Annotated in this window: 18 protein-coding genes and 1 pseudogene; 6 read left to right on the top strand and 13 right to left on the bottom strand. The window is 42.9% G+C overall.

Going from position 1 to position 20,051, the window contains the following annotated elements; all coding sequences use genetic code 11:
- Window positions 1–94: 94 nt before the first annotated feature.
- The 6 genes from ASL14_RS13375 to ASL14_RS13350 form a co-directional block, all read right to left on the bottom strand.
- A complete protein-coding gene (locus ASL14_RS13375; RefSeq protein ID WP_044644232.1) occupies window positions 95–391 on the bottom strand; it encodes a type II toxin-antitoxin system RelE/ParE family toxin in 297 nt (98 codons plus the stop codon).
- A complete protein-coding gene (locus ASL14_RS13370; protein WP_134911938.1) occupies window positions 392–775 on the bottom strand; it encodes an AbrB/MazE/SpoVT family DNA-binding domain-containing protein in 384 nt (127 codons plus the stop codon).
- A 115-nt stretch (window positions 776–890) separates the two neighbouring features.
- Window positions 891–1,847, bottom strand: a complete 957-nt coding sequence (locus tag ASL14_RS13365; RefSeq protein ID WP_134911937.1) for a polysaccharide deacetylase family protein — start codon at window positions 1,845–1,847, stop codon at window positions 891–893.
- 358 nt (window positions 1,848–2,205) lie between these two features.
- A complete protein-coding gene (locus tag ASL14_RS13360) occupies window positions 2,206–4,164 on the bottom strand; it encodes an acyltransferase family protein (RefSeq protein WP_134911936.1) in 1,959 nt (652 codons plus the stop codon).
- A 272-nt stretch (window positions 4,165–4,436) separates the two neighbouring features.
- A complete protein-coding gene (locus ASL14_RS13355) occupies window positions 4,437–5,786 on the bottom strand; it encodes a sodium-dependent transporter (RefSeq protein WP_134911935.1) in 1,350 nt (449 codons plus the stop codon).
- Between the two features lie 162 nt (window positions 5,787–5,948).
- Window positions 5,949–8,501: a DUF2339 domain-containing protein gene (locus ASL14_RS13350; RefSeq protein ID WP_134911934.1), complete on the bottom strand. Its 2,553-nt coding sequence runs from the start codon at window positions 8,499–8,501 to the stop codon at window positions 5,949–5,951.
- A 136-nt stretch (window positions 8,502–8,637) separates the two neighbouring features.
- Here ASL14_RS13350 and ASL14_RS13345 point away from each other — a divergent pair, with 136 nt between their 5' ends.
- On the top strand, window positions 8,638–9,453 hold the full coding sequence (locus ASL14_RS13345) for an ABC transporter substrate-binding protein (protein ID WP_134911933.1): 816 nt from the start codon (window positions 8,638–8,640) through the stop codon (window positions 9,451–9,453).
- Between the two features lie 155 nt (window positions 9,454–9,608).
- Window positions 9,609–9,800 carry a hypothetical protein gene (locus tag ASL14_RS13340; RefSeq protein ID WP_134911932.1) on the top strand — a complete coding sequence of 64 codons (192 nt, stop codon included), beginning with the start codon at window positions 9,609–9,611 and terminating at the stop codon, window positions 9,798–9,800.
- A 620-nt stretch (window positions 9,801–10,420) separates the two neighbouring features.
- Here the strand turns inward: ASL14_RS13340 and ASL14_RS13335 are convergent.
- From ASL14_RS13335 to ASL14_RS13325, 3 genes and pseudogenes are all read right to left on the bottom strand, one after another.
- A complete protein-coding gene (locus tag ASL14_RS13335) occupies window positions 10,421–10,720 on the bottom strand; it encodes a hypothetical protein (RefSeq protein WP_223263978.1) in 300 nt (99 codons plus the stop codon).
- A gap of 530 nt (window positions 10,721–11,250) precedes the next feature.
- Window positions 11,251–11,340 (bottom strand): annotated as a pseudogene (locus ASL14_RS29565) (YolD-like family protein); the annotation flags it as partial.
- Between the two features lie 120 nt (window positions 11,341–11,460).
- On the bottom strand, window positions 11,461–12,207 hold the full coding sequence (locus tag ASL14_RS13325; RefSeq protein WP_134911930.1) for a hypothetical protein: 747 nt from the start codon (window positions 12,205–12,207) through the stop codon (window positions 11,461–11,463).
- Window positions 12,208–12,306: 99 nt separating this feature from the next.
- On the opposite strand from ASL14_RS13325, the gene ASL14_RS13320 reads away from it, so the two are divergent.
- Window positions 12,307–12,657, top strand: a complete 351-nt coding sequence (locus tag ASL14_RS13320) for a hypothetical protein (RefSeq protein WP_134911929.1) — start codon at window positions 12,307–12,309, stop codon at window positions 12,655–12,657.
- A 372-nt stretch (window positions 12,658–13,029) separates the two neighbouring features.
- Here the strand turns inward: ASL14_RS13320 and ASL14_RS13315 are convergent, their stop codons facing one another.
- The 4 genes from ASL14_RS13315 to ASL14_RS13300 form a co-directional block, all read right to left on the bottom strand.
- The gene (locus ASL14_RS13315) at window positions 13,030–13,623 is read right to left on the bottom strand and encodes a hypothetical protein (RefSeq protein WP_187644847.1); all 594 of its coding nucleotides are present in this window, start codon (window positions 13,621–13,623) and stop codon (window positions 13,030–13,032) included.
- 238 nt (window positions 13,624–13,861) lie between these two features.
- Window positions 13,862–14,506, bottom strand: coding sequence for a hypothetical protein (locus tag ASL14_RS13310; protein ID WP_134911928.1), 645 nt, complete (start codon window positions 14,504–14,506; stop codon window positions 13,862–13,864).
- Between the two features lie 988 nt (window positions 14,507–15,494).
- Entirely contained in the window at window positions 15,495–15,674 is a 180-nt protein-coding gene (locus tag ASL14_RS13305) for an aspartyl-phosphate phosphatase Spo0E family protein (protein ID WP_134911927.1), read from the bottom strand.
- Between the two features lie 229 nt (window positions 15,675–15,903).
- Complete coding sequence (locus ASL14_RS13300; RefSeq protein WP_134911926.1) at window positions 15,904–17,292, bottom strand: helix-turn-helix domain-containing protein; 1,389 nt, start codon at window positions 17,290–17,292, stop codon at window positions 15,904–15,906.
- Window positions 17,293–17,471: 179 nt separating this feature from the next.
- Between ASL14_RS13300 and ASL14_RS27370 the strand changes: the two genes are divergently transcribed.
- The 3 genes from ASL14_RS27370 (at window position 17,472) to serS (ending at window position 19,986) form a co-directional block, all read left to right on the top strand.
- Complete coding sequence (locus tag ASL14_RS27370; protein ID WP_189338154.1) at window positions 17,472–17,903, top strand: AbrB/MazE/SpoVT family DNA-binding domain-containing protein; 432 nt, start codon at window positions 17,472–17,474, stop codon at window positions 17,901–17,903.
- 36 nt (window positions 17,904–17,939) lie between these two features.
- Complete coding sequence (locus tag ASL14_RS13290; RefSeq protein WP_134914540.1) at window positions 17,940–18,386, top strand: AbrB/MazE/SpoVT family DNA-binding domain-containing protein; 447 nt, start codon at window positions 17,940–17,942, stop codon at window positions 18,384–18,386.
- 298 nt (window positions 18,387–18,684) lie between these two features.
- Complete coding sequence (gene serS, locus ASL14_RS13285; protein ID WP_134911925.1) at window positions 18,685–19,986, top strand: serine--tRNA ligase; 1,302 nt, start codon at window positions 18,685–18,687, stop codon at window positions 19,984–19,986.
- Window positions 19,987–20,051 lie beyond the last annotated feature (65 nt).

The following is a 20,051-nucleotide window of genomic DNA, read 5'->3' as shown; positions in this document are numbered from 1 at the left end:
GATTTGTATACCTTCTATAACAAGAAAAGGACGGGGCCAATGGCCCTCGTCCTTTTCTTGTTATCTATCATTTTTTCTTTGAAATCTAAAGTTTTCAGCTTTTCAAGTAACGCTTGAGTTCTTCATAGAAATTTTCTCTGGAACCGGCCAATATGACTACAATGAGTTCGCCTTCCTCATTTTCTTCTAGCCGATACGCAATTTCATAATTGGTACCTTTATAAAATACATTGTAGCCAAGAGTTCCGCTTAGATCACCTGTTTTGTGCTCTCCAATGGAGGGATCAAGTCGTATGGCTGTAATAGCATCCAGGTAGGCTGACTTTAATGGTCTTTCAGAAAGCTTTTTAAAATATCGTTTTGCAGGACCTAAGTATGTGACTGGAAGCATTTAATCCTCCACCACATCGCCAAATAGTTCATCCGTATCATCATCGCCAGATTTAAAATTACGGGCAGCCTCTCCGGATTCAGCAATTAATGACTTTACAGCCCCGTGAAGCTCAGCCTGTCTTTCACGGAATTTTTGAAGCAGTTCCTGATCCTTGTACCCTTCCTTAATGAGATCAGCTAAGATAAGATCTGAAAAATGGTCATTCGCAGTATTTTCACGTACAGGACGAATAATGATGTTATTTCCTTTGATCCCGAATTCCACTTCATCCTTAATTCCAGCCTGTTCATACAGTTTTTGAGGTATTGTGACTTGGCGTTTTTGCGAGACACGCGCACGTTTCCATTCCACTCGTTCCACCGCCTCATTAGCTATTACCATAGTATACTCCCCCTTTTCCACCCATTCTATTCCGAGAAACAAATTTTCTTTGTTTCTTTACTTCTCTACTTATAGTATAGGTAGTTTTCGAAAAGGAAGCAACCTAAACATATATTCACTTCATAATCTTAAATTCATATCCCTGCTTTTTTAAATATTCTATGATTGTCGGCAAAGCTTTTGCTGTTTCTTCCTTACCATAGGTATCATGCATTAATATCACGGCTTTTTCCCGACCCTTAACAGTCTTTATGAATTGGTTTATGAGTCCGTTCGCTTTCTTGGATGGCCCCTCTGCATCTTTAGTTAATACATTCCAGTCCACTTGGTGGTAATCCTTTTTTAGTAAAGCTGCATCTAATGCGCCCATACCCTTGGGATCGTTTTTCTTCCACGTCATATGACCTCCGGGGAATCGGATCGCTCTTGTGGAGAAATCCGGACCCAGAATACTTTTTAAGGTTTGGTTGTTCTTTTCAATATCCTGCATGACGTTGTTCGTACTTACAGTCTTGTGAGGATATAAATACTTATAGTTGTGTGAATACGTATGGTTCCCTATAGCGTGACCTTCTGCAACAATTCTTTTGATGATGTTCTTCGTATGTTCATTCTCATCTGCCTCCTTGCCTACGACAAAAAAGGTTGCCTTAACCTTCTGTTTTTTAAGAATATCCAATATTTGAGGTGTCACAGTCACGGATGGCCCATCATCAAAAGATAAATAAGCTACTTTTTTACCATCGGCTCCATCAGGCATCTGCCCCAGCATTTGTTGGTTTAAATATTTTTCGACAAAGGCTACGTCTTCCACTCCGGCCTCGTCTTTATGTGAAGCTGCTTTACCATTCGATTCGGCAGTCGGTTTACCTGTTGGTTTGGCATTGGATACGGTATCTGTTTTCTTAGCTTGCTCCAGTGTTTGGGCTGGTGGTTTGCTATCTGACACCTTTAGCACAATGAGCGTAATACAACCGATCACGAATAATAAAATAGCAACGAATAGCAATCTTCTTTTGTTTCTCTTCAAGCGATGCTCTCTTGTCCTGCTATGTGTGTAACTCTTTTCCATTAGCTTATGTACCCCCACCACAATTAATATTTCCCGAAATCAGGCATGTTCGTCTAGGTAACCTTACCATAAATAAGTAGAATGAAAATTTAAAAATTGTAGCCAAATAGCAAAGAGTTGTTACCCTTTAGGCTTCAAAAATCACAAGTGGAATTCCCTGAAAATTGTCATATTCCGTCGATCCTTGTCACACCAACGAAAACCCGCTTCACCACCCGATTTCTAAAATTGAATAGTTATGACGAAAATATAAATAACAATTCATATTTAAGATAGAAGAAACCAACTGAAATAGCTCAATAAAATAAAAAGGAGCCGTGATATTTGCGCATCACAGCTACCTGACAACGATTGCCATTTAAGATTGCTTCGTCAAAGCCTGGGCCAACAAAGATGCATAGGCTTTGGCGCCTTTGGGCTTCAAATGAACTCCGTCATGTTCAAAATACGAGTTTTTGCCCGAGCTGGCTCCGTACCAGTCGATCATCGTAATCCGTGTATCCTGGGACGCAGCTTCTGCAAGATGCCTGTTCACGATGCTCTCCCACGGACGCGGGACACGGGTATTCACGAGGATAATACGCTTCGCATCCTTCAGACTGGCGAGCAAATCGGTCAATTGATCCTTGGTAAAAGCGCCGTTTGTGCCCAGCTCAATAATGACTGTCTTCCCGAGCTGTCCATTCTGTCTCAACTGCTCCAGCACAGCAGGCGCTTCCGCCATCTGTCGTCCGATGCGCCCGTCTACAACAGCGCCTGGAAAAGCTTGCTGAATGTACGCCTGCACATCCAGCATGACAGAATCCCCAATCGCGGTCACACCTGAGCCATCATCTGCTTTGGGCGTAGCTTGTTGAGTCGAAGTATCCGACTGAACCTTAGTCCCCTCCGTAGTGCCAGCTTTAGTCTCCGTATTCTTTGGCGTTTGGGCTAGAGCCTGGACCTTAGTTTTGTCCTGCACGTTGTTGCCCCCGGAACCTTGCGGCTTGGCTTTCGGCTCCTTCGAAGCCACAGATACGGTTCCGTGAAGCGGCGGCATCGCCTTCGTCTTCCTGCTTGGATTCTCTTCATTCGCCGCTGCTGCCTGCGTGGTTGCGTCAGTAGACGCCACGTATAGGTGAATGGTGCCTATAAGAACTCCTATAAAAAGCATAGATGCCGCGGTTGCAGGCAACCACCTCCACCGTGCCTGTCTGCGAACCGCTGTACGGATTCCTGCAACCCAGCGACGGAATCCTCCGTGACGGATCGGTTCCTCGATATATTTAAAGGAGAGGGAAGCCAGCAGTACCGTTGCTAATAGTTGTAAAATGATTCGCAGCACATGCACACCCTCGGTATCCACCTGCGGTGTCGTCAGGGTGATAACCGGAACATGCCACAGGTATAGCCCGTAGGAACGGGCACCGATCCAGCGCAGCGGCTTGAGTCCAAGCAGCTTCCCCAGATGGCTCACCGGATGCGCTAACACTGCGACCACAATAGCAGTGACCAAAGCTATGCCCAGTAAGCCACCCCGATACAAAGAAGGGTCATATTCATTTGAGGCCCATGCCCAGCGACACAGCAGTAGCAGGCCTACAGCCCCGATGCCGTCCAACAGCAACCGTGCCTTGGCAGACGCTTGCACTTTCAGCTTGCTACTAGGCCATACCAAGGCAAGCGCGGCACCGATCAGCAGGGCGAATCCACGCGTATCCGTGCCATAATACACCCGGCTCGGATCAGTTCCCGGCACGTAAATCACTGCCATCAGCAGCGCAGAGATCAACGCCAGGCAAGTTACCCAGCCTGCGAGCACAATACGCTTGGGCATGTATTTCAGCCCAAGCGCCAGCAACAACGGCCACAGGATATAGAATTGTTCCTCCACTGCCAACGACCACAGATGTCCAAGCGGCGAAGGCGGACCAAAACTATCAAAGTACGATACCTGATGAAAAATAAACCACCAGTTGCTCATATATACCAATGCGGCAGGCACATCTCCGCGCAAGGCTACAAGCCGTGACGGATCGAAAAGCAACGAGCACAGGACAATAACAGCTACAACCGTCAGCATGGCAGGCAGCAGCCTTCTGGCCCGACGCAACCAGAAATCTTTCATTTTGAAACTATGATATGTATCCCATTGACTTACCAGAATATCCGTGATTAAATACCCCGACAACGTAAAAAAAACGCCTACACCCAACAAGCCTCCCGGCAACCAATCCGGATTCAGATGATACACAATGACTGCGATAACCGCTAATGCTCTTAATCCGTCCAGACCCGGCATATACCGACGTTGTGATGGCAACGGATTAGACTTCATTTCAGCCGCCATCCTTCATGCAAATTCAAGCTCCCTGTCTGTTTCAATGCTCTTCTGCCCTTTCCCTCTCCTGCACATCGTTTTGTGCGATGCTCTGTAGCCTTTTCGTTCATTATATAGAACTTCATATTCGTAATGATTTCATTGAAGTTAAAATTAATGACAATGTTTTTATTATATCACTCCTTTCCACAGTTAGGTAACCACTGATAGATATACAAAAAAAGGCATCTCTTCCCTTCGGAAGAAAATGCCTTTTTATTGATTTGAGCTTAAAATTTAATGATGCCTGAGGTATGCAGGAATACCAATAACATCAGGACTGGTGCAACATACCGAAGACCAAACAGCCATATGCGGAACCAGAAGGGTTTGAGATTCGCCTGCTCACCCGCAGTCTTCCAGTAGTAGCCTGTGAATATAACAATCAACAAGCCGCCTAATGGCAAGAAGATGTTGGAAGCTGTGAAGTCAACGAAATCGAAGAATGATTTGCCGCCAACTTTTAATTCCGGAACCAGTCCCATGGACAATGCAGAAGGGATACCCAGCAACAGGCACAGGACAGATACGACGATAACCGAGCGAACCCGGCTCAAACGGAACCGCTCCATAACATAGGCTACGGGTACTTCCAGCAAGGATACCATAGAACCTAATGCAGCAACCGCCAGCAGTACGAAGAACAAACCGCCGAAGAAAGCGCCGAAAGGCATGGCAGAGAACGCAGCCGGTAAAGCAATAAAGACCAGAGACGGCCCTTGAGCCGGGTTAATACCAAAGGAGAAGGTTGTAGGGAAAATAATCATACCTGCGATAAACGCATAAATTAAATCCCCGCCACCAACTGCCAGCATGGCTCCACCCAGCGATTGGCGACGATCCACATAAGCACCGTACGTGACCATAATCCCCATCCCCAGTGAGAGCGAGAAGAAGGCATGTCCCAAAGCAACCAATGCAGACTCTATACTAAGCTTAGAAAAGTCAGGATTCAGAAAGAAGGATACACCCGCACCAGAGCCTGGCAGCATAAGAGCATTTATCATTAACACGAGCAACAGAATAACCTTGGCAGGAATCAAAATTTTATTGAACTTTTCAATCCCGTTCGATACCCCAAGGGTAACCACGACTGCCGTAAATGCAAAAACGACTAACAGCCAAACCAACGGAGCGTAGCCGGAAGAAAAGGAAGCAAACTGTCCAGCAAAATCCTTATTTGAAAACAAATTTCCGCTAAATGCCTCTACAGCATAATGCAGTGTCCAGCCTCCTACAATGGCATAGAACGATAAAATAACAAACGGCACGATAACAAACATGATGCTCATCTTGCCCCAAATCGGATGACCGCCTACTTTTACCATTGCAGAAGCAGCACTTCCTCGGCCCGCTCGACCAAGCGCCAGCTCAGCCAGCAATACAGGCAAACCAACCAGCAACAGGCAGACAATAAACAACAAGAAAAATGCAGCTCCGCCATACTGTCCAGTAATATATGGGAATTTCCAAATGTTACCTAGTCCTGCCGCACTCCCGATCGCTGCCAATATGAACCCGGCTGACGAGAAGCGTTCATTTTTATCGTTCAGGCTATTCTGCCCCTTGCTCAAATTCATTATATCCCCCTCATTCTCTCTACTTCCGCATAAACATTAGCATGCGTACATGAATAATTTTTTCTCATTATAGCGTAAGTAGGATGTAAGGTCATACAATATTTTTCACTATTATCAAATTTATTTTCATATTGTCGGATATCTACATAATCCTACAAAAAACTACGTTTCTCCTTCAACATCCTTCTTTATAATGGCCTCTCCCATGCGATTCGATACTTTTTGATAAATATACGAAATCGCCAATAATACCACACCAAAGGAGAAGTAAGCTACGATGGTGCTTCCTGTCGTTAACAGATGCAGGTCATACAGCAGCAGCTTACCTGTCGACAGCAGGGTCAATCCCAGGCCGAATCTGCGAATATAGACTACCCGCTTAAGGAAGCCGTATACGATATACAGAATCGCCAGCAATAGATACACCAGACTGAATGCGAGACCTGCATCCCCCAGACGGAACTGAACTCCGAGGAAGGCAGTAATAATGCCCAGCAAATATACACCCATAATGACCGGATACAACTCTGTGCTTCTATAATGGCGTGTCATCAAAGCGTTCAGGAAATCCCTGCTGCTGAAGAAGACCAATACATTAAAAGCTGCGAGTACCGTCAACGCTACATAATCAGCAGCCGTATTTTGCGCGTAATTTTCATGCAAGGTCGGAACCGCTACGGTAACCAACAGTCCCAACGCATAGCCTATGATGTATAGAACCAGGCTGTAGTATTTAATCACCCGATCGTACAGCAGCTTTACCTTAGGCAGGAAATAAGCCAAAACCAGCGATACGCAGGTGTACAGCAATACCTTGTACAAGGTATAGTGTGAAAATCCGTCCGATACGACGATGTCATACCAATGCCCGGCTTCATACAAGAGATAGCAGTACACGTTCACCAAAGCTACATATTTAAACCCTTGCATAATACGCATTTCGTACAAACGATTGGTTTTGAAAGCATCCGGGCGGCTGAATTGAATCGCATAAAAGACGGTAACGATCAGCATACCCAGCGTAATGAGCGTGTATTTGAGCCCAAAATAATCCGTCTCAAATCCCGACAGCAGATATATAGGAAGATCGACGAAAAAGAACGCACCCATACATAGTAATAAAATGCCCCAGCCCGCCCGCTCCAATTCCTTCAACCGATAACGGTTGCCATACAACGTCAGGAGAACGGACTCGATTAGCCAGCCCATCGACAGCCATTTGACTCCAAACTGGAACGGAATCATCAGAATGGCGAAGGTCAGGGAGGTAGCATAAAATAGCACCTTCGTCTGTTTCTCTTCCGGAATAAATCGGCTGACCCATTGCGCCAAGCCCCCGTATACCAGGCAAAAGACGAGTGCCAGCAAGCCCTTGTAACCATCCAGGCCCGCATCGTCGAACAGAGAGTACAGCACGGCACAGCTTACAACTGTGTTCAGAGCCAGCAGAGAGAAGTCTATCCACGATAGCTTTTCTTTTAATCGGAACGGCACCCATAGCGTCATCCCGAGGTACATTGCAAATGTAATAACTGCATACAACATGCTTGCAGCCGTGCTATCCGACAACCATACCAGTACAATCATCAGGGGCGTATTCAGCAGAAAGCTGATATACTGCACGACGACCCAACGTTTGCGGAAGGATACGAGCAGAATCAGCAGGTTCAGCAGGAACAGGTAGCCCATGGCGATGTAAACCGAGTTCCCTTCCAGCCCGTTCGCCGCCATGTAGGAAAACAACGGGAGATATCCCCCTACCAATCCAAAAGAACAAATCGTTCGGGATTCATACCTTAACGACAGCAGCACAGCAGTCACTGTAACCAGCACGGATAGGCCAATGCCTGTAAACATTCCTATAATTTCGAGTAAGAAGTAGCTGTAAAAAATCGACCCGTACAGCACCGAAATACCGCCGCCCAATATCCCGAGCGCAAAGGTCTGCTTCTGTTTGCGGTACAACCACTCGCCGCCACCCAGCATCAGCGCTCCTAACAGAAAGAAGGCCACGCCCTTCATATTTCCTGTAAACCAGTTGGAATATGAATATTTAAAGGCAGCTCCTACACCTAAAATAATGAGCAAAATCCCCAGCTTGTTGATCCAGTTCAAGCCCAGCTTCATTTCGAACTGATTCTGCTTCATGCGCTTCTGCATCGTTTCTTCGCTGATTTCTTCTTCTTGAAGCTGGTCCAGCCCGTTCGCCGTATGATGAAGTAGATTTTGCTCAGCCTCTTGGAAACGTCGGCGCTGCTCCATGATCCGCTCACGGATCTCTTCCGAGAACTGCCGCAATCTGGCGACGATCTCGTCCTGATCCTCTTTAAGCTCATGAGTGCTTTGCTGAATAAGCTGGTCTACACGATTTTTAGCCCCGTACTCAAAGGCAGTCAATCGGTTCGTCCCTTCTGCTGTTCTGGAAGCAAAATAGGTTTCCAGCTTTTCACGCGAGATGCGGATCATATTGGCCTTCTCACTCAGCATTTGCTCCGTCAGCGCCGTGCGCAGCTTTCCATTTTCCTGCTCGATATGTTGTACCCGCTCTTCCAGTCGAAGGCAGCGGGCCTGAACATCCTCGAATTTCTTCCGTAGCACCTCATTCTCCAGAATGACATCCGAGGCTTCATAGTCCGCAATTAACGTCTGATATTCCTTAAGCAGCTTGCTCTGCTCTTGGCGGATCGTATGTAAACGATCTTTAAAATCCTTCATGTTTCCCTCCATCACTGTCCATTATGGTAATCATTACATTTTACATGAAATTAAAAAAGCATTATAGCCCCCCGCTTTTCCCAAAACAATTACTGACGTTAAAGGCCAAACCGTCATCTAGTCCAAACCCAAGCGGATTGCCATTACCTACTTCCCATATGCTGAGCATCTGTTTGCCATCGGTGAACAAGATGCTGTATCCGGGGTGGTAGGCTTGTCTTCACTGCAAAACTTTAAAGTATACCAACCGTATACCAGCCAGAATAAAATTCAAAATCTTGGCGATAAGATTAACCTGGAGCGCATTCTTGCCTTACAACCGGATCTTATTATTATCTCTGATCAGGACGAGGCTTTATATGATCAGCTCTCCAAAATCGCAAAGACGATTATTGTCCCCGGATCGGAAAATTGGCAGGATACGATTACCAAAGTAGCCGCCCCCCTCGCTGAAGAACAAAAGGCGGAGCAGTACATTCAAGATTACAATCACAAGCTGGACCAGTTGGCTTCAGACCTGGATAAAAAAGGACAAAAGGGTAAAATCGCCATATTTATGATGACATGGGACAAAGGCTTCTACTATTTCGCGGGTCCACGGATGGAGCCTTATTACAAGCATCTGGGCTTCAAAGGTTGGGAGAGTATGGAGAATAATAGTCAAATCAGCCTGGAAGGAATCAGCAAAATCGACCCGGATTATATTTTCGTTGGGGAAGACTACACGAAAAAAACGGCAACGAGCTTGAAGGAGCTGGAGACGAATCCAGTATGGAAGGGCCTAAAGGCTGTCCGCAACAAGCATATGTACGTCGTGGGTACAGAAATTGTAGGCCCACTCGCCATGGGACAATCCAAAGGGCTGGATACCATCCGTAATATACTGGAAGACCGAAACACCACAGGGCCAAATGACTCGGTGGATTGGAGAGTTATGGCATTACTTAGCTGACATGTGTCCAAAACCCTGCATTTTGTACGCATTTCCCCTTACATTAATACAAATTTTTTGAATTATTTGATGTGATGAAGATTTAATATATGTTTATGGTAATTTGTTTGATATTAATGGTATATTATGTACATATGATTTATAAGGAGGACTTTATGAAAATACAAAAAAAATACGTCCTAAGTTTCATAATACTTCTTGTAATAATAGTCGTTGCAGGAGTCATTCTTACATCTAAAATGACTATATCTTTTAAAGAAGCAGCTTTGGGACAAGTAAATTTAGGGGAAATTGACACAATTGAAATTATTAAATCAGATGATAATTCTGCAAATGAAAAAAAATAACTATGTCAGACCCTAAATCAATTAATCAAATCATAAATTTATTTTCGCAATTACAGCTGAAAAAATCCAATTTCAGTACTCCCTCGTCCGACTTGTACTGGATCACTATTAGATCAAAACAAGAAAGAAAACTTGGATTAACCATATTGGGAGGAAAAAATTTAGTAGTCTATAAATACAATTCGACCGTTCCTAAAAATAGCGTTGTTTCATATGAGATTATTAGCGGGTACAATGGAAAGTTAATGCAAAAATTTTTCGAATAAATTTGGGTTGGAGGAAAGCTATCGAATCTATTAGGCGTACAGAAAAAGGCAGATAATAATAGTTTCTATCCCGTCTAGCTGCTTCCACGCCTGATCGTCGTCTGGATTCATTTTGACCGTCTTACGCCGAAAATCCGAACGATCCCCCACACATGTGTCCAAAACCCTTTGTACAAAAGCCAACCCTCCGATTCTCAAAATTCGCCATTTTCGGCCTTTTCCTAAAATATCTTTTTCTTGCTGGCCTTCCGATCGCTCATGACGAACGACTTCACGAATCTCCGTCTGTTAGACATGTCATATCAACCTAACATCGAAAGACGAACCCAATGGAGCCGCCTTCCGGATACAAATTTACTTGTTATCTTCTTCCTTGATATAAGTAGCGTCATACGCAATAATTACTTTGATTTTATCTGTAGCCTCTGAAACATCGTACACCACTTCATCTTGACTGAATTTTTGTTCAGCTTGAGGTGTTTTTACAAACAATCCATCCTTTGTCGAAATCTTATCAGGATGATAAAGTCTGTCTAGTACGTCAGCAGGGGGAACAGGATCGTAAGTAACACTTTCGTTTGGAATAGGAGTATCGTGATCAGCAATCACACTATTTGTAATAACAACAGTTAATACACTAGCACTTACTGCCAAAATAATGAGCCCCCAAGTTGTTGCTTTTGTAAACCCATTTCCTGATATGAAAAGTCAATAGGCGTGACAAATCCCGTCCATTATTGAAAGAATAGGATAGGAAGTGTAACTGTTGAACATTCAGAATCTCACGAACTAAAAAGGACGCTCCAGATCAATTCCAGAGACGTCCTTCGTGACTTTTCTGTTTTTCAGTAGCATTGTTTTAAAAAATCAGAAAGTTGCTGCCCTACTCGGTTGTTATTGGTAAGCAGGTGCAAGGTAAGTATTGCGAACATTCGTAGCGACAAAATCCCATGAGCTTATTCTTTGTCCAGTGTAATCATCATACTGAACGGCTCTATACTTTTTAAGAGTTAAGTCAGCCAAATCATGATGGAAGCCAACGTCAAAAAATCTTGAAAGGTACAAGCTAATTTTTCAAATCGTGAAGCAATTCGACGATAATATTTAATTCGATTGAAGAAACATTCTACCAAGTGGCGTTCTTTGTAGATATCCCGATCATATTTCGGAGGCATTCGGCGATTTTTCATAAGCTTTAAATAAGCTTCCTTGTGTTCTGGAATGATGATCCGCGAACTCTCGAATATTCCGTTCCCCTCAAACTTCTTTCCCAATCTATTCGCGTTGTGTAACAATCTTCTGTTCTCACAAGGATTATTTACAAACACACTCGTTCCTACTCTATACATAAAAAAATCCCCGCTAGCGAATTGCTAGCAGGGAAAGAAAATATCTTAGTAGTTATAATTGTTACTTAAAATCAACTTTAAAGATTTTCCATGAACGGTTATTTCTGCTTCAGTTGTTACCCCAACTAAGGCTTTGAGAAAATCCCTCTGACCTAAAGCAACTGGTTTCCAGCCATAGTTTACATTTTGATCAAAGGTGTTAGGTCCAGGATTTGTTATAGCTATAGCCTTAACATTTTGATCAAATGTAGAACCGTTTCTGTTAACTCCATTTTGCCCCATGCGATATCTTTTAAATCCTATTGAAACCGGAGTAGTATAGTCATTAATTTTCCATCCTCCAGTTACACGTGTTAGGCTGGCGTAAACTCCTTCATCTATATTTTCTTTTAAAATATAGATAGTAGAATAAGTAGTCACTGAGTAACTATCATCTGATTTTGATTCATAGTTTGAACTGGTATAGACTGCTGCCGCAGAAACAGCATAAATATTCGCTTCATTACTTTGCTTTGTGTTGAGAGTACTGAATGATCTGTTCACTTCATTACCAACCAACTTGGCAGTTTTATAAGTCTTAACGTTAAAAACTTGTCCATCAATACTGTATGTAGATTCTGTAACAGTATCTCCAATATCCAAGTCGGTGATTCCTTTTTCAGCACGGTTAATGATTTCATCCACATTTGTAGCTTGGTTAACTTGATATGTAGCTGGTTTTTCTGTACTAACACCATTTGAATCTGCAAAAGCAAAAGATGGAATTGATAAAAGAGCAGTCACAACCGACATGATAATTAGCTTTTTTTTATTAATTTTCCTCCTAATGTATGTTATGATATTATTTATACATTAAAAGTATACAAATGGCAATACACAGGAGGAAAATAAATGAAAATAATATTTAAATTTGCATGGATTCTTGGTTTTATACTTTTTGTAAAATTAATTAAAAATTCAGAATATTTCTTTCAAGAACAAATGTCTATTACTTATAAGTTCCAACCGTATTTAACATATCAATGGATTTTATATTTTTTACTAGGAATATACTTTTCATTAATTTTCGTAAGAGGTCTGAAAATAGCATTTAAAAGGGATATTTTTTTCTTGGCTTTTCTACCTTCACTTTTAGTTATAGTTTATTACTTGGTAGAAAATTATCTATTCTCTGGTCTTAGCCTAATATTTATGTTGTCTGGCTGCTTATTGTTCTATAGCTTGTTTGGAGAAAAAAAATAATATAACGGAGAACATCATCCGTGTCCAAATGAAGTCTCTCCCCATACTACTAACCCCGAATTGGCCCATAAAATAGTAAAATCTCTGCTAACCTTAATTGGTTGGCAGAGATTTTAGAGTATTCACTTACTTTTTTTCTTCTAGTCTTTAGTTAAAAATTGATAGTTATAGGGAGTGTTTTCGCTCGTTTCAAGTTTCAGAATATGGTTAATCAACAGGCCTGTTTAGTATAGTAAACAGCCCGATGATACAAGAATCTAAAATAGTGAGTTCTATTTGTAGCGTCTTCGAGATTTCCCAAATCCTCAATTTTTTCTGATATAAATAGATGAAGGTTGGGGCTTTCTCTGCTTCGTTACAATAGCCGTTAAGCTATCTGATATCCGCAGGCCGTGAACCGGCAATTCCATTGAATTCCGCATTAACGTTATAATCGCCACCACGCCATTGAAGAGTGTAGCTTCCTGAACGCAAACCGTCTGTGTAACCTTCATCAGTACTTCTCCAAGTAATTGAACTGCCAGGCGAGATTCTTGTTCCAGAGATGTACTCTTTACCTGAATCATTGTGCAATAAACTTACTCTAACTGGATAACTAGAGTTATTTTTCAGAGTAAGTTTAACATGGCCATATCCTCTAGGAACATCAAAGGAACTTTGGACAGTTGCACCTCCTTGTACTCTACTGCCGAAAGTATTTCCGACGTTTTGCGGAGTTACTACATGGTCACCAGTAGTTGTTGTACCGACATCTTGAGTCGCCGTAGTGGATGTATTCGCAGAAATCTTATCAGGATGATAAAGTCTGTCTAGTACGTCAGCAGAGGGAACAGGATCGTAAGTAACGCTTTCATTTGGAATAGGAGCATCGTGATCAGCAGGCACACTATTTGTAATAACAACAGTTAATACACTAGCACTTACTGCCAAAATAATGAGCCCACAAGTTGCCGCTTTGAATTTCACAGCCACACATCCATTCTAATTATTTTGTAAACCTATTTCCTGATAAGAAAAGTCAATAGGCGTGACAAATTCTATCTATTATTGGAAGAATAGGATAGGAAGTGTAACTGTTGAACATTCAGAATCTCACGAACTAAAAAGGACGCCCCAGATCAATTCCGGAGACGTCCTTCGTGACATTTCTGTTTTTCAGTAGCATTGTTTTAAAAAATCAGAAAGTTGCTGTCCTACCCGGTTGTTATTGGTAAGCAGGTGCAAGGTAAGTATTGCGAACATTCGTAGCGACAAAATCCCATGAGCTTATTCTTTGTCCAGTGTAATCATCATACTGGACGGCTCTATACTTTTTAAGAGTTAAGTCAGCCGAAACCCCTAGTCTACTAAATCTACTCGGGTCTGCTGGGATTTGCGTTGCTACTGAATACAAGTACGAAACTCCAACAGTAAAAGATACATCGTCGTATTTTAGCATAGTAGAAGCGGTATAGGTTTCGCCACTATTAACTGTATAATTACTTGCTTTGGCCCAGTAAGGAGTATTCTTATGATAATTGATAAATTGGTGATCTCTTGTAGTACCTGAAATAAACGTGTTTTCAATATGGGTACTCGAAGGCCGTATTACAGAGTCGACAGCTTCTAACTGGACTGTGGTATTCTTATCATTTGAAGCAGCTACGTATGAATCATAATCTTCTTTTGTCAAAAAGGACACTACATCGCCGTTATCCAAAGAAACAGTTTTATAGGCTCCATCGACCACAATAGTCGCAGAAACAACATCAGGTTGGGGTACTGCTGCATCATTTTGTGCTGCGTAAATGTTAGGAGCACCTACAACAAAAAGCAGTAAAGCAGAAAGAATAATCGCGAATTTTTTCATAAGATTTCCTCCTGGTCATATATTTACATTATAATGATGACATTAACATCTGTTTTACAGGCGTTTTATCACACTTCATAAAGGAGAGATATACATGTATTCCGTAAGCGGTACCATAGCTTTAATATCAAGCATGTCTATGTTTTGGCTTTTATACTATCTAGAACACATCAGTTCCGCAGGATTTAATGATGCTTTTTACTTATTCCCACTGATCTTAATTGTTCTTTGTATTTATTTTTATTGGAAGGATCATGATGCAAAAAAGTAGGTGATCCATCATCTCATTATCCAGACACTTATATCCCCTCCCTTCTTGACCGGGCGCTCTTATCCCCCCTGATGCCCACATTCGGTCTTGGGTGGCATTTTCGCTGCCCTTGACCCGGTCACTCTCCCGATTGATCTTGCTTCGTATGTCACTACATTTTCACAGCCAAGACTCCTCTCCAAACAAGTAGCTTAAATACCTTGTTAAATGATATTTATACAAATTCCTATGCACTATTGAAGTAGATAGGAGGTGTATACATCTTGCATTACTGAAATACATAAATTTTTAATTAGTGGTAATTATTTCAATAATAATTATATCACACGATTTCTGTTTTTCTACGCAAATGTTCAATAATCCCCTATAAATGAATCCCCTCTCCTAGATAGCTAACCTCACAAACTTTTAACAAGCTTGCATTGCCATTTCCTTTAGGTCAAAGGATAGATTTTATTGGTCATTGGTTGGTTTTTGAAATTAATATGTGCATTAACTCTTACCTAATCACTCCAGAATTAATTACATTTTATGACATGTTAATGTATTTTTCTTTTAAAAAAGCCATTATATAGAATGATTATATTAGTTAGATGAGAGGAGGAATAGTTTTGCATAAACGGCATCTGTTTTATTTACTTGAACGAAACCAGGCGTCATGCTAAGGCAAGAAAAACAATGTAGGTGATGTGGCTTTGAAAGCATGAGGATGTTGGGTTATATCAGTTGGGTCAGCTTCTTGGTCTGAAACATACGGTTGTACTGATTAATCAGTTCATCCAAAAACATAGACTGTTCAAGCACACAGGCATGTCCGAAACCATAATGTTTGTACAGATCATGCAATCGTTGCCGGGCATCTTCCAACTGTTGATTTAACGTTTCATCTGTATTCATAGCGCATTCCCTCCTAATGTATCTCATTTTAGGATGGAATGTGGAAATATGAATGGCTATTTTAGCAATCAAAAATCAGCAAAATATAGCAAAAAAAGACCAGCGTCTAGGCTGGTCAATGGTAATGAAATAGTGCTCGGATCAAGCTCCACCAATGTGTTCTTGCGGTTTAAATGTGCCCAGGGTAGGATCTTTAGCCTGAACTGGTAGTACGAGTACCAGTACAAAGCTAATTGCTGTCAAGAGCAAAGCCATCTTTTTGATCATTTTCTTTCCACATTTTTTGAAGTTTTCTTCCTGTTTCAAGAACAGCATTCACACTAAAGCGCTCAAATAATCGTACACAATTTGAAATAATCAGTTGATTATTCATTGTAAGAGCATGTTCCCAAGCAACTAAAAGGCACTCGAAACCATATGAATATCTACCTTTATTCAAGCTGTATTTAGCCATCTTATACCAAAACCGTGCATACTGCTGTGGTAAGAATTGTTGTGTGTACATATCCGTAGATAATACTTCCTGATACGCCGTAATTTGAGGTTCAAAGCGCCGAAGGATATGATCCACATCAATATGATAACGATTGGCTGCTTCAATAACGTTTAAGAGTTCTGCAAAAATCTCTTTCTCGCCTGCCATATATTCTACGTAATCCGGCAGGACACTCACATCTCCTGACATTAGCTTATTCACATACGTATTAATTTTCGCCCAATGCTGGAATTGACCCAACCAATGAAGCGTGTCCGGGTCAGTTTCCTTGACCCAGCTTAGATCGGCATACCCCCGAAGATGTGCTAATGCCTGCTCATGGTCTCCTTTTGCATCACAGGCATGAGCACACAGCAACTCGGAATAGGCTATGTATGCAAACAATGGGCCAGAAGTTGGTTTCTTTTGCGGCTCTGTTGCTTTTCGTTTGGAGTTATGAACCAAATCATATTGAACCAGTCCTAATTGTCCCATCTGCTTTGCATACTTATATACCTTGTCCCACTGGCTCAATGCTCTGTACACATTCGCTAAATCCTTCAACGCATCCAGTTGGTCGACTTCATGCAAGCGATGGACAAACGATTCAAATTTGGCGGCGGCGTCCATATTGCGATTCTGATCCTTTCCGATCGCAAGGGTGAACAAGCGATATTGGCAGATCGCAAGTCGTTCCGAATGCTGCTGTTTTTCGCCCTCAGCGACATTCTCGTATAGGTAAGCCGCTGCTTCCCGATAATCTTGTTTATAACAATCTTCTGCTAATGCAAAGAGATAAGGAAGATAGCCCAGATTATCCAGCAGCACACTTACTACTTTTTGCAAACAGTCTATGCGCTGAAACTGCACACAGCGGTACAAGAACGGGCTAATTCTTTTCCAGTTCAGCGGTGCATCTATCACACTTTCTTCAATATATCTTTCATAGAAATGGTCTGCTGGTAAATTCATTCCTAACGTAATGCGATCCAATTGGTGCACCGAAATGGTACGATTGCCCGTTACAATACCGCTTACTGTACCCGGATTCATGCCAGCAATGTGTCCAAACTCGGTCATGCTCAAGCCTGCTTGTTTGAGGTATCTTTCTAATTCTGCTCTAATCGTAGGTGTGATTTCCATGAATAAACCACCCTTTCAGCGTGAACTTTAATATGATACACATTTTTTTTAAAAATATATTTTGGAAACTTATAATATGATAAAAGTTTTGACTACTCCTGATGATACCACCTTTTGGAATAACAATAAATACTTCTATTTTATTGCTTTTTATCTTGGTAATAGGAGGTCTTTTGGCAATGCCTCATGTAAAAATGACAAAAAACTTAGACCCTACAGGGCGCTTGGTCATTCCCAAGCAAATCCTATATACATGCGATATTCTTCACGGTCATTCTATTGAATTTTTTGCAGATGAAAAGACAGGTACGCTATTACTACAAAGATACTATGGGCAGTCTTGTCATTTTTGTCTCTCTACCGAAGAATTAAGTGGTTTCAAAGGCTTTCTCATATGTAAAAATTGCAGCTATATGCTCAAGACCGTATCTATGCGTGTACAAGCCTTTCAACCCAAAGAGATCATGGCCCAACTTCTTTTAGATCTATATGAAAGCCATCCACATGCCACACAACAGCAATATGCTGGCATGTTGGGTATCTCAGAAGCTCGCATAAGCCAGCTCATACAACAAGTGTTCTATCAGGCAAGTGCCCAACTGGAGGAATGAGCTTTGCCAAGACAGATGAAGAAGGAGGGGATCATGATGAAGAATACAGGTATGACTCGCTCTTTAGATTCGTTAGGACGAATCGTTATTCCTAAAGAAATGCGGATGTCTATGGGTATCGATGTTGGCGATCCTTTAGAATTTTATATGGATATTGAAACGGGTTTTTTGAGTATGCGAAAGTATATCGGAGTCGCCTGTAATCTATGTAATGCTGACGAAGATCTGACCTATTTTAGAAATTCACTTTTATGTAAAAAATGTATACAAGAGATAAAAGGAAATATAGGCGTTAGTCGCACTCCTGCTCCAATGGTTAAGAAACCTGCGTACAAAGGAAAGAGAGTCAACCAATCATCACAACGATTAGTCGAGCGTCTAAGAAAAATGGTACATGAACATCCCCATGCCAAGCAGGGCGAATATGCACAATGGCTTGGCGTGTCGCAAGGCCGTATATCGCAGCTTAAAAAGTTGTTGTAGCTTGATTAACCTGCCAAAAATCCGTATACTAACAAAAAAGCAAACGACATTACGCCCGTGAAGAGCATCCAACTCGGAGGCGTTTACGCCAAGGAACATACATGAGTGTACAAGATGAACATGTATTCCTAAGTAAACCGGACACCCGCCCGTTATAGCGGAGCAAAGTGGATTGGAGAGTCATGACATATGTCATGCTGTCCGGTCAATTTGGGTGGCACCGCGAGATCAGAGCGCTCCTCGTCCCATGTGGATGAGGGCGCTTTTTGTATTTTTATCCGAAAAGGAGAGCGGTGTCATGTTGGATATCAAGTGGATCAGAGAACATCAGGAACGGGTTCAGGCAGCAGCAAATGGAAAAGGAATACAGGTCTCGGTTGCAGAGCTGCTCACCCTGGATAACCGGAGAAAGCAGTTGCTTCAGGAAGTGGAGCAACTCCGTCAGACGCGGAATCAGTGTAGTCAGGATATTGGCGCGCTGATTCATGCCGGGAAGAGCGATCAGGTGGAAGAAACCAAGCGGCGGGTCAAAGAAATTAACGGACAGTTAGACCGTCTGGAAGCCCCGCAGCGGGAAGTGGAGGAGCAGTTTCAACAGCTCATGCTTCTGGTTCCTAATATCGTTTCGCCTGATACACCACGGGGCAGATCGGATGAGGATAATATAGAACTGGAGCGGATCGGTACGATTCCCGATTTGGGATTTGAGCCACGCGATCATATGGCGCTCGGTCAGCTTCACAGCCTGATCGACGTTCCCCGCGGCGTCAAAACAGCCGGAACCCGGAACTACTACCTGACAGGAGCCGGAGTCACGTTGCACCGGGCAGTACAGCAGCTTGCTGTGGACCTGCTGACCGAACGGGGCTTTCAGTTGCTGGACGTTCCGCTGATGGTACGCGCCGAGGCGATGCACAGCACTGGCTTCTTCCCGCTCGGGGTGGATCAGACGTACCGTATCGCAGGAGAGGATCAATGGCTCGTCGGTACCTCGGAGGTTCCGCTTGTCTCGTATTACAGCGGTGAAATCGTGGACGTTACGGACCCCATCCGGTTGGCGGCCGTATCGGTATGCTTCCGTAATGAGGTCGGCTCGGCCGGAAGAGATGTGCACGGACTGTATCGTGTGCACCAGTTCGCCAAGGTCGAGCAGGTGGTGATCTGCGAAGCCAGTCTGGACGCTTCGGAGCAGATGTTTCAGGAAATTACGCGCAATGCGGAAGACCTGCTTCAACTGCTAGAGCTGCCTTATCGCAAAATGGCCGTCTGTACAGGCGATATGGCACAAAAAACCTACAAGCAGGTGGATATTGAGACATGGATGCCTAGCCGACAGGCTTATGGCGAGACGCATTCGTCGTCCCAATTGCTTGATTTTCAGGCGCGGCGTTCCAACATCCGCTACCGGGATGTGAACGGCAAGCTGCAATATGCCTACACGCTCAACAATACGGCAGTTGCTTCACCCCGTATTTTGATTCCGCTGCTGGAGAATCACCAGCAAGAGGACGGGGCGATCCGTATTCCGGAGGCTTTACGCCAGTATATGCCGCATCGTGCAGCATTTCTGCGACCTCCCGGTCAGGACGGAACAGTCTGAGGATTAACAGCACTTAAGTAACACGAACAGCATTAATATAAACTCCAAACGTGATGATCAACAAA

This window comes from Paenibacillus sp. IHB B 3084 (genome assembly GCF_001447315.1).
In the GTDB taxonomy this organism is placed as follows: Bacteria; Bacillota; Bacilli; order Paenibacillales; family Paenibacillaceae; genus Paenibacillus.
The sequence above is the reverse complement of the archived record's forward strand: the minus strand, read 5'-3'. Positions and strand labels throughout refer to the sequence as shown.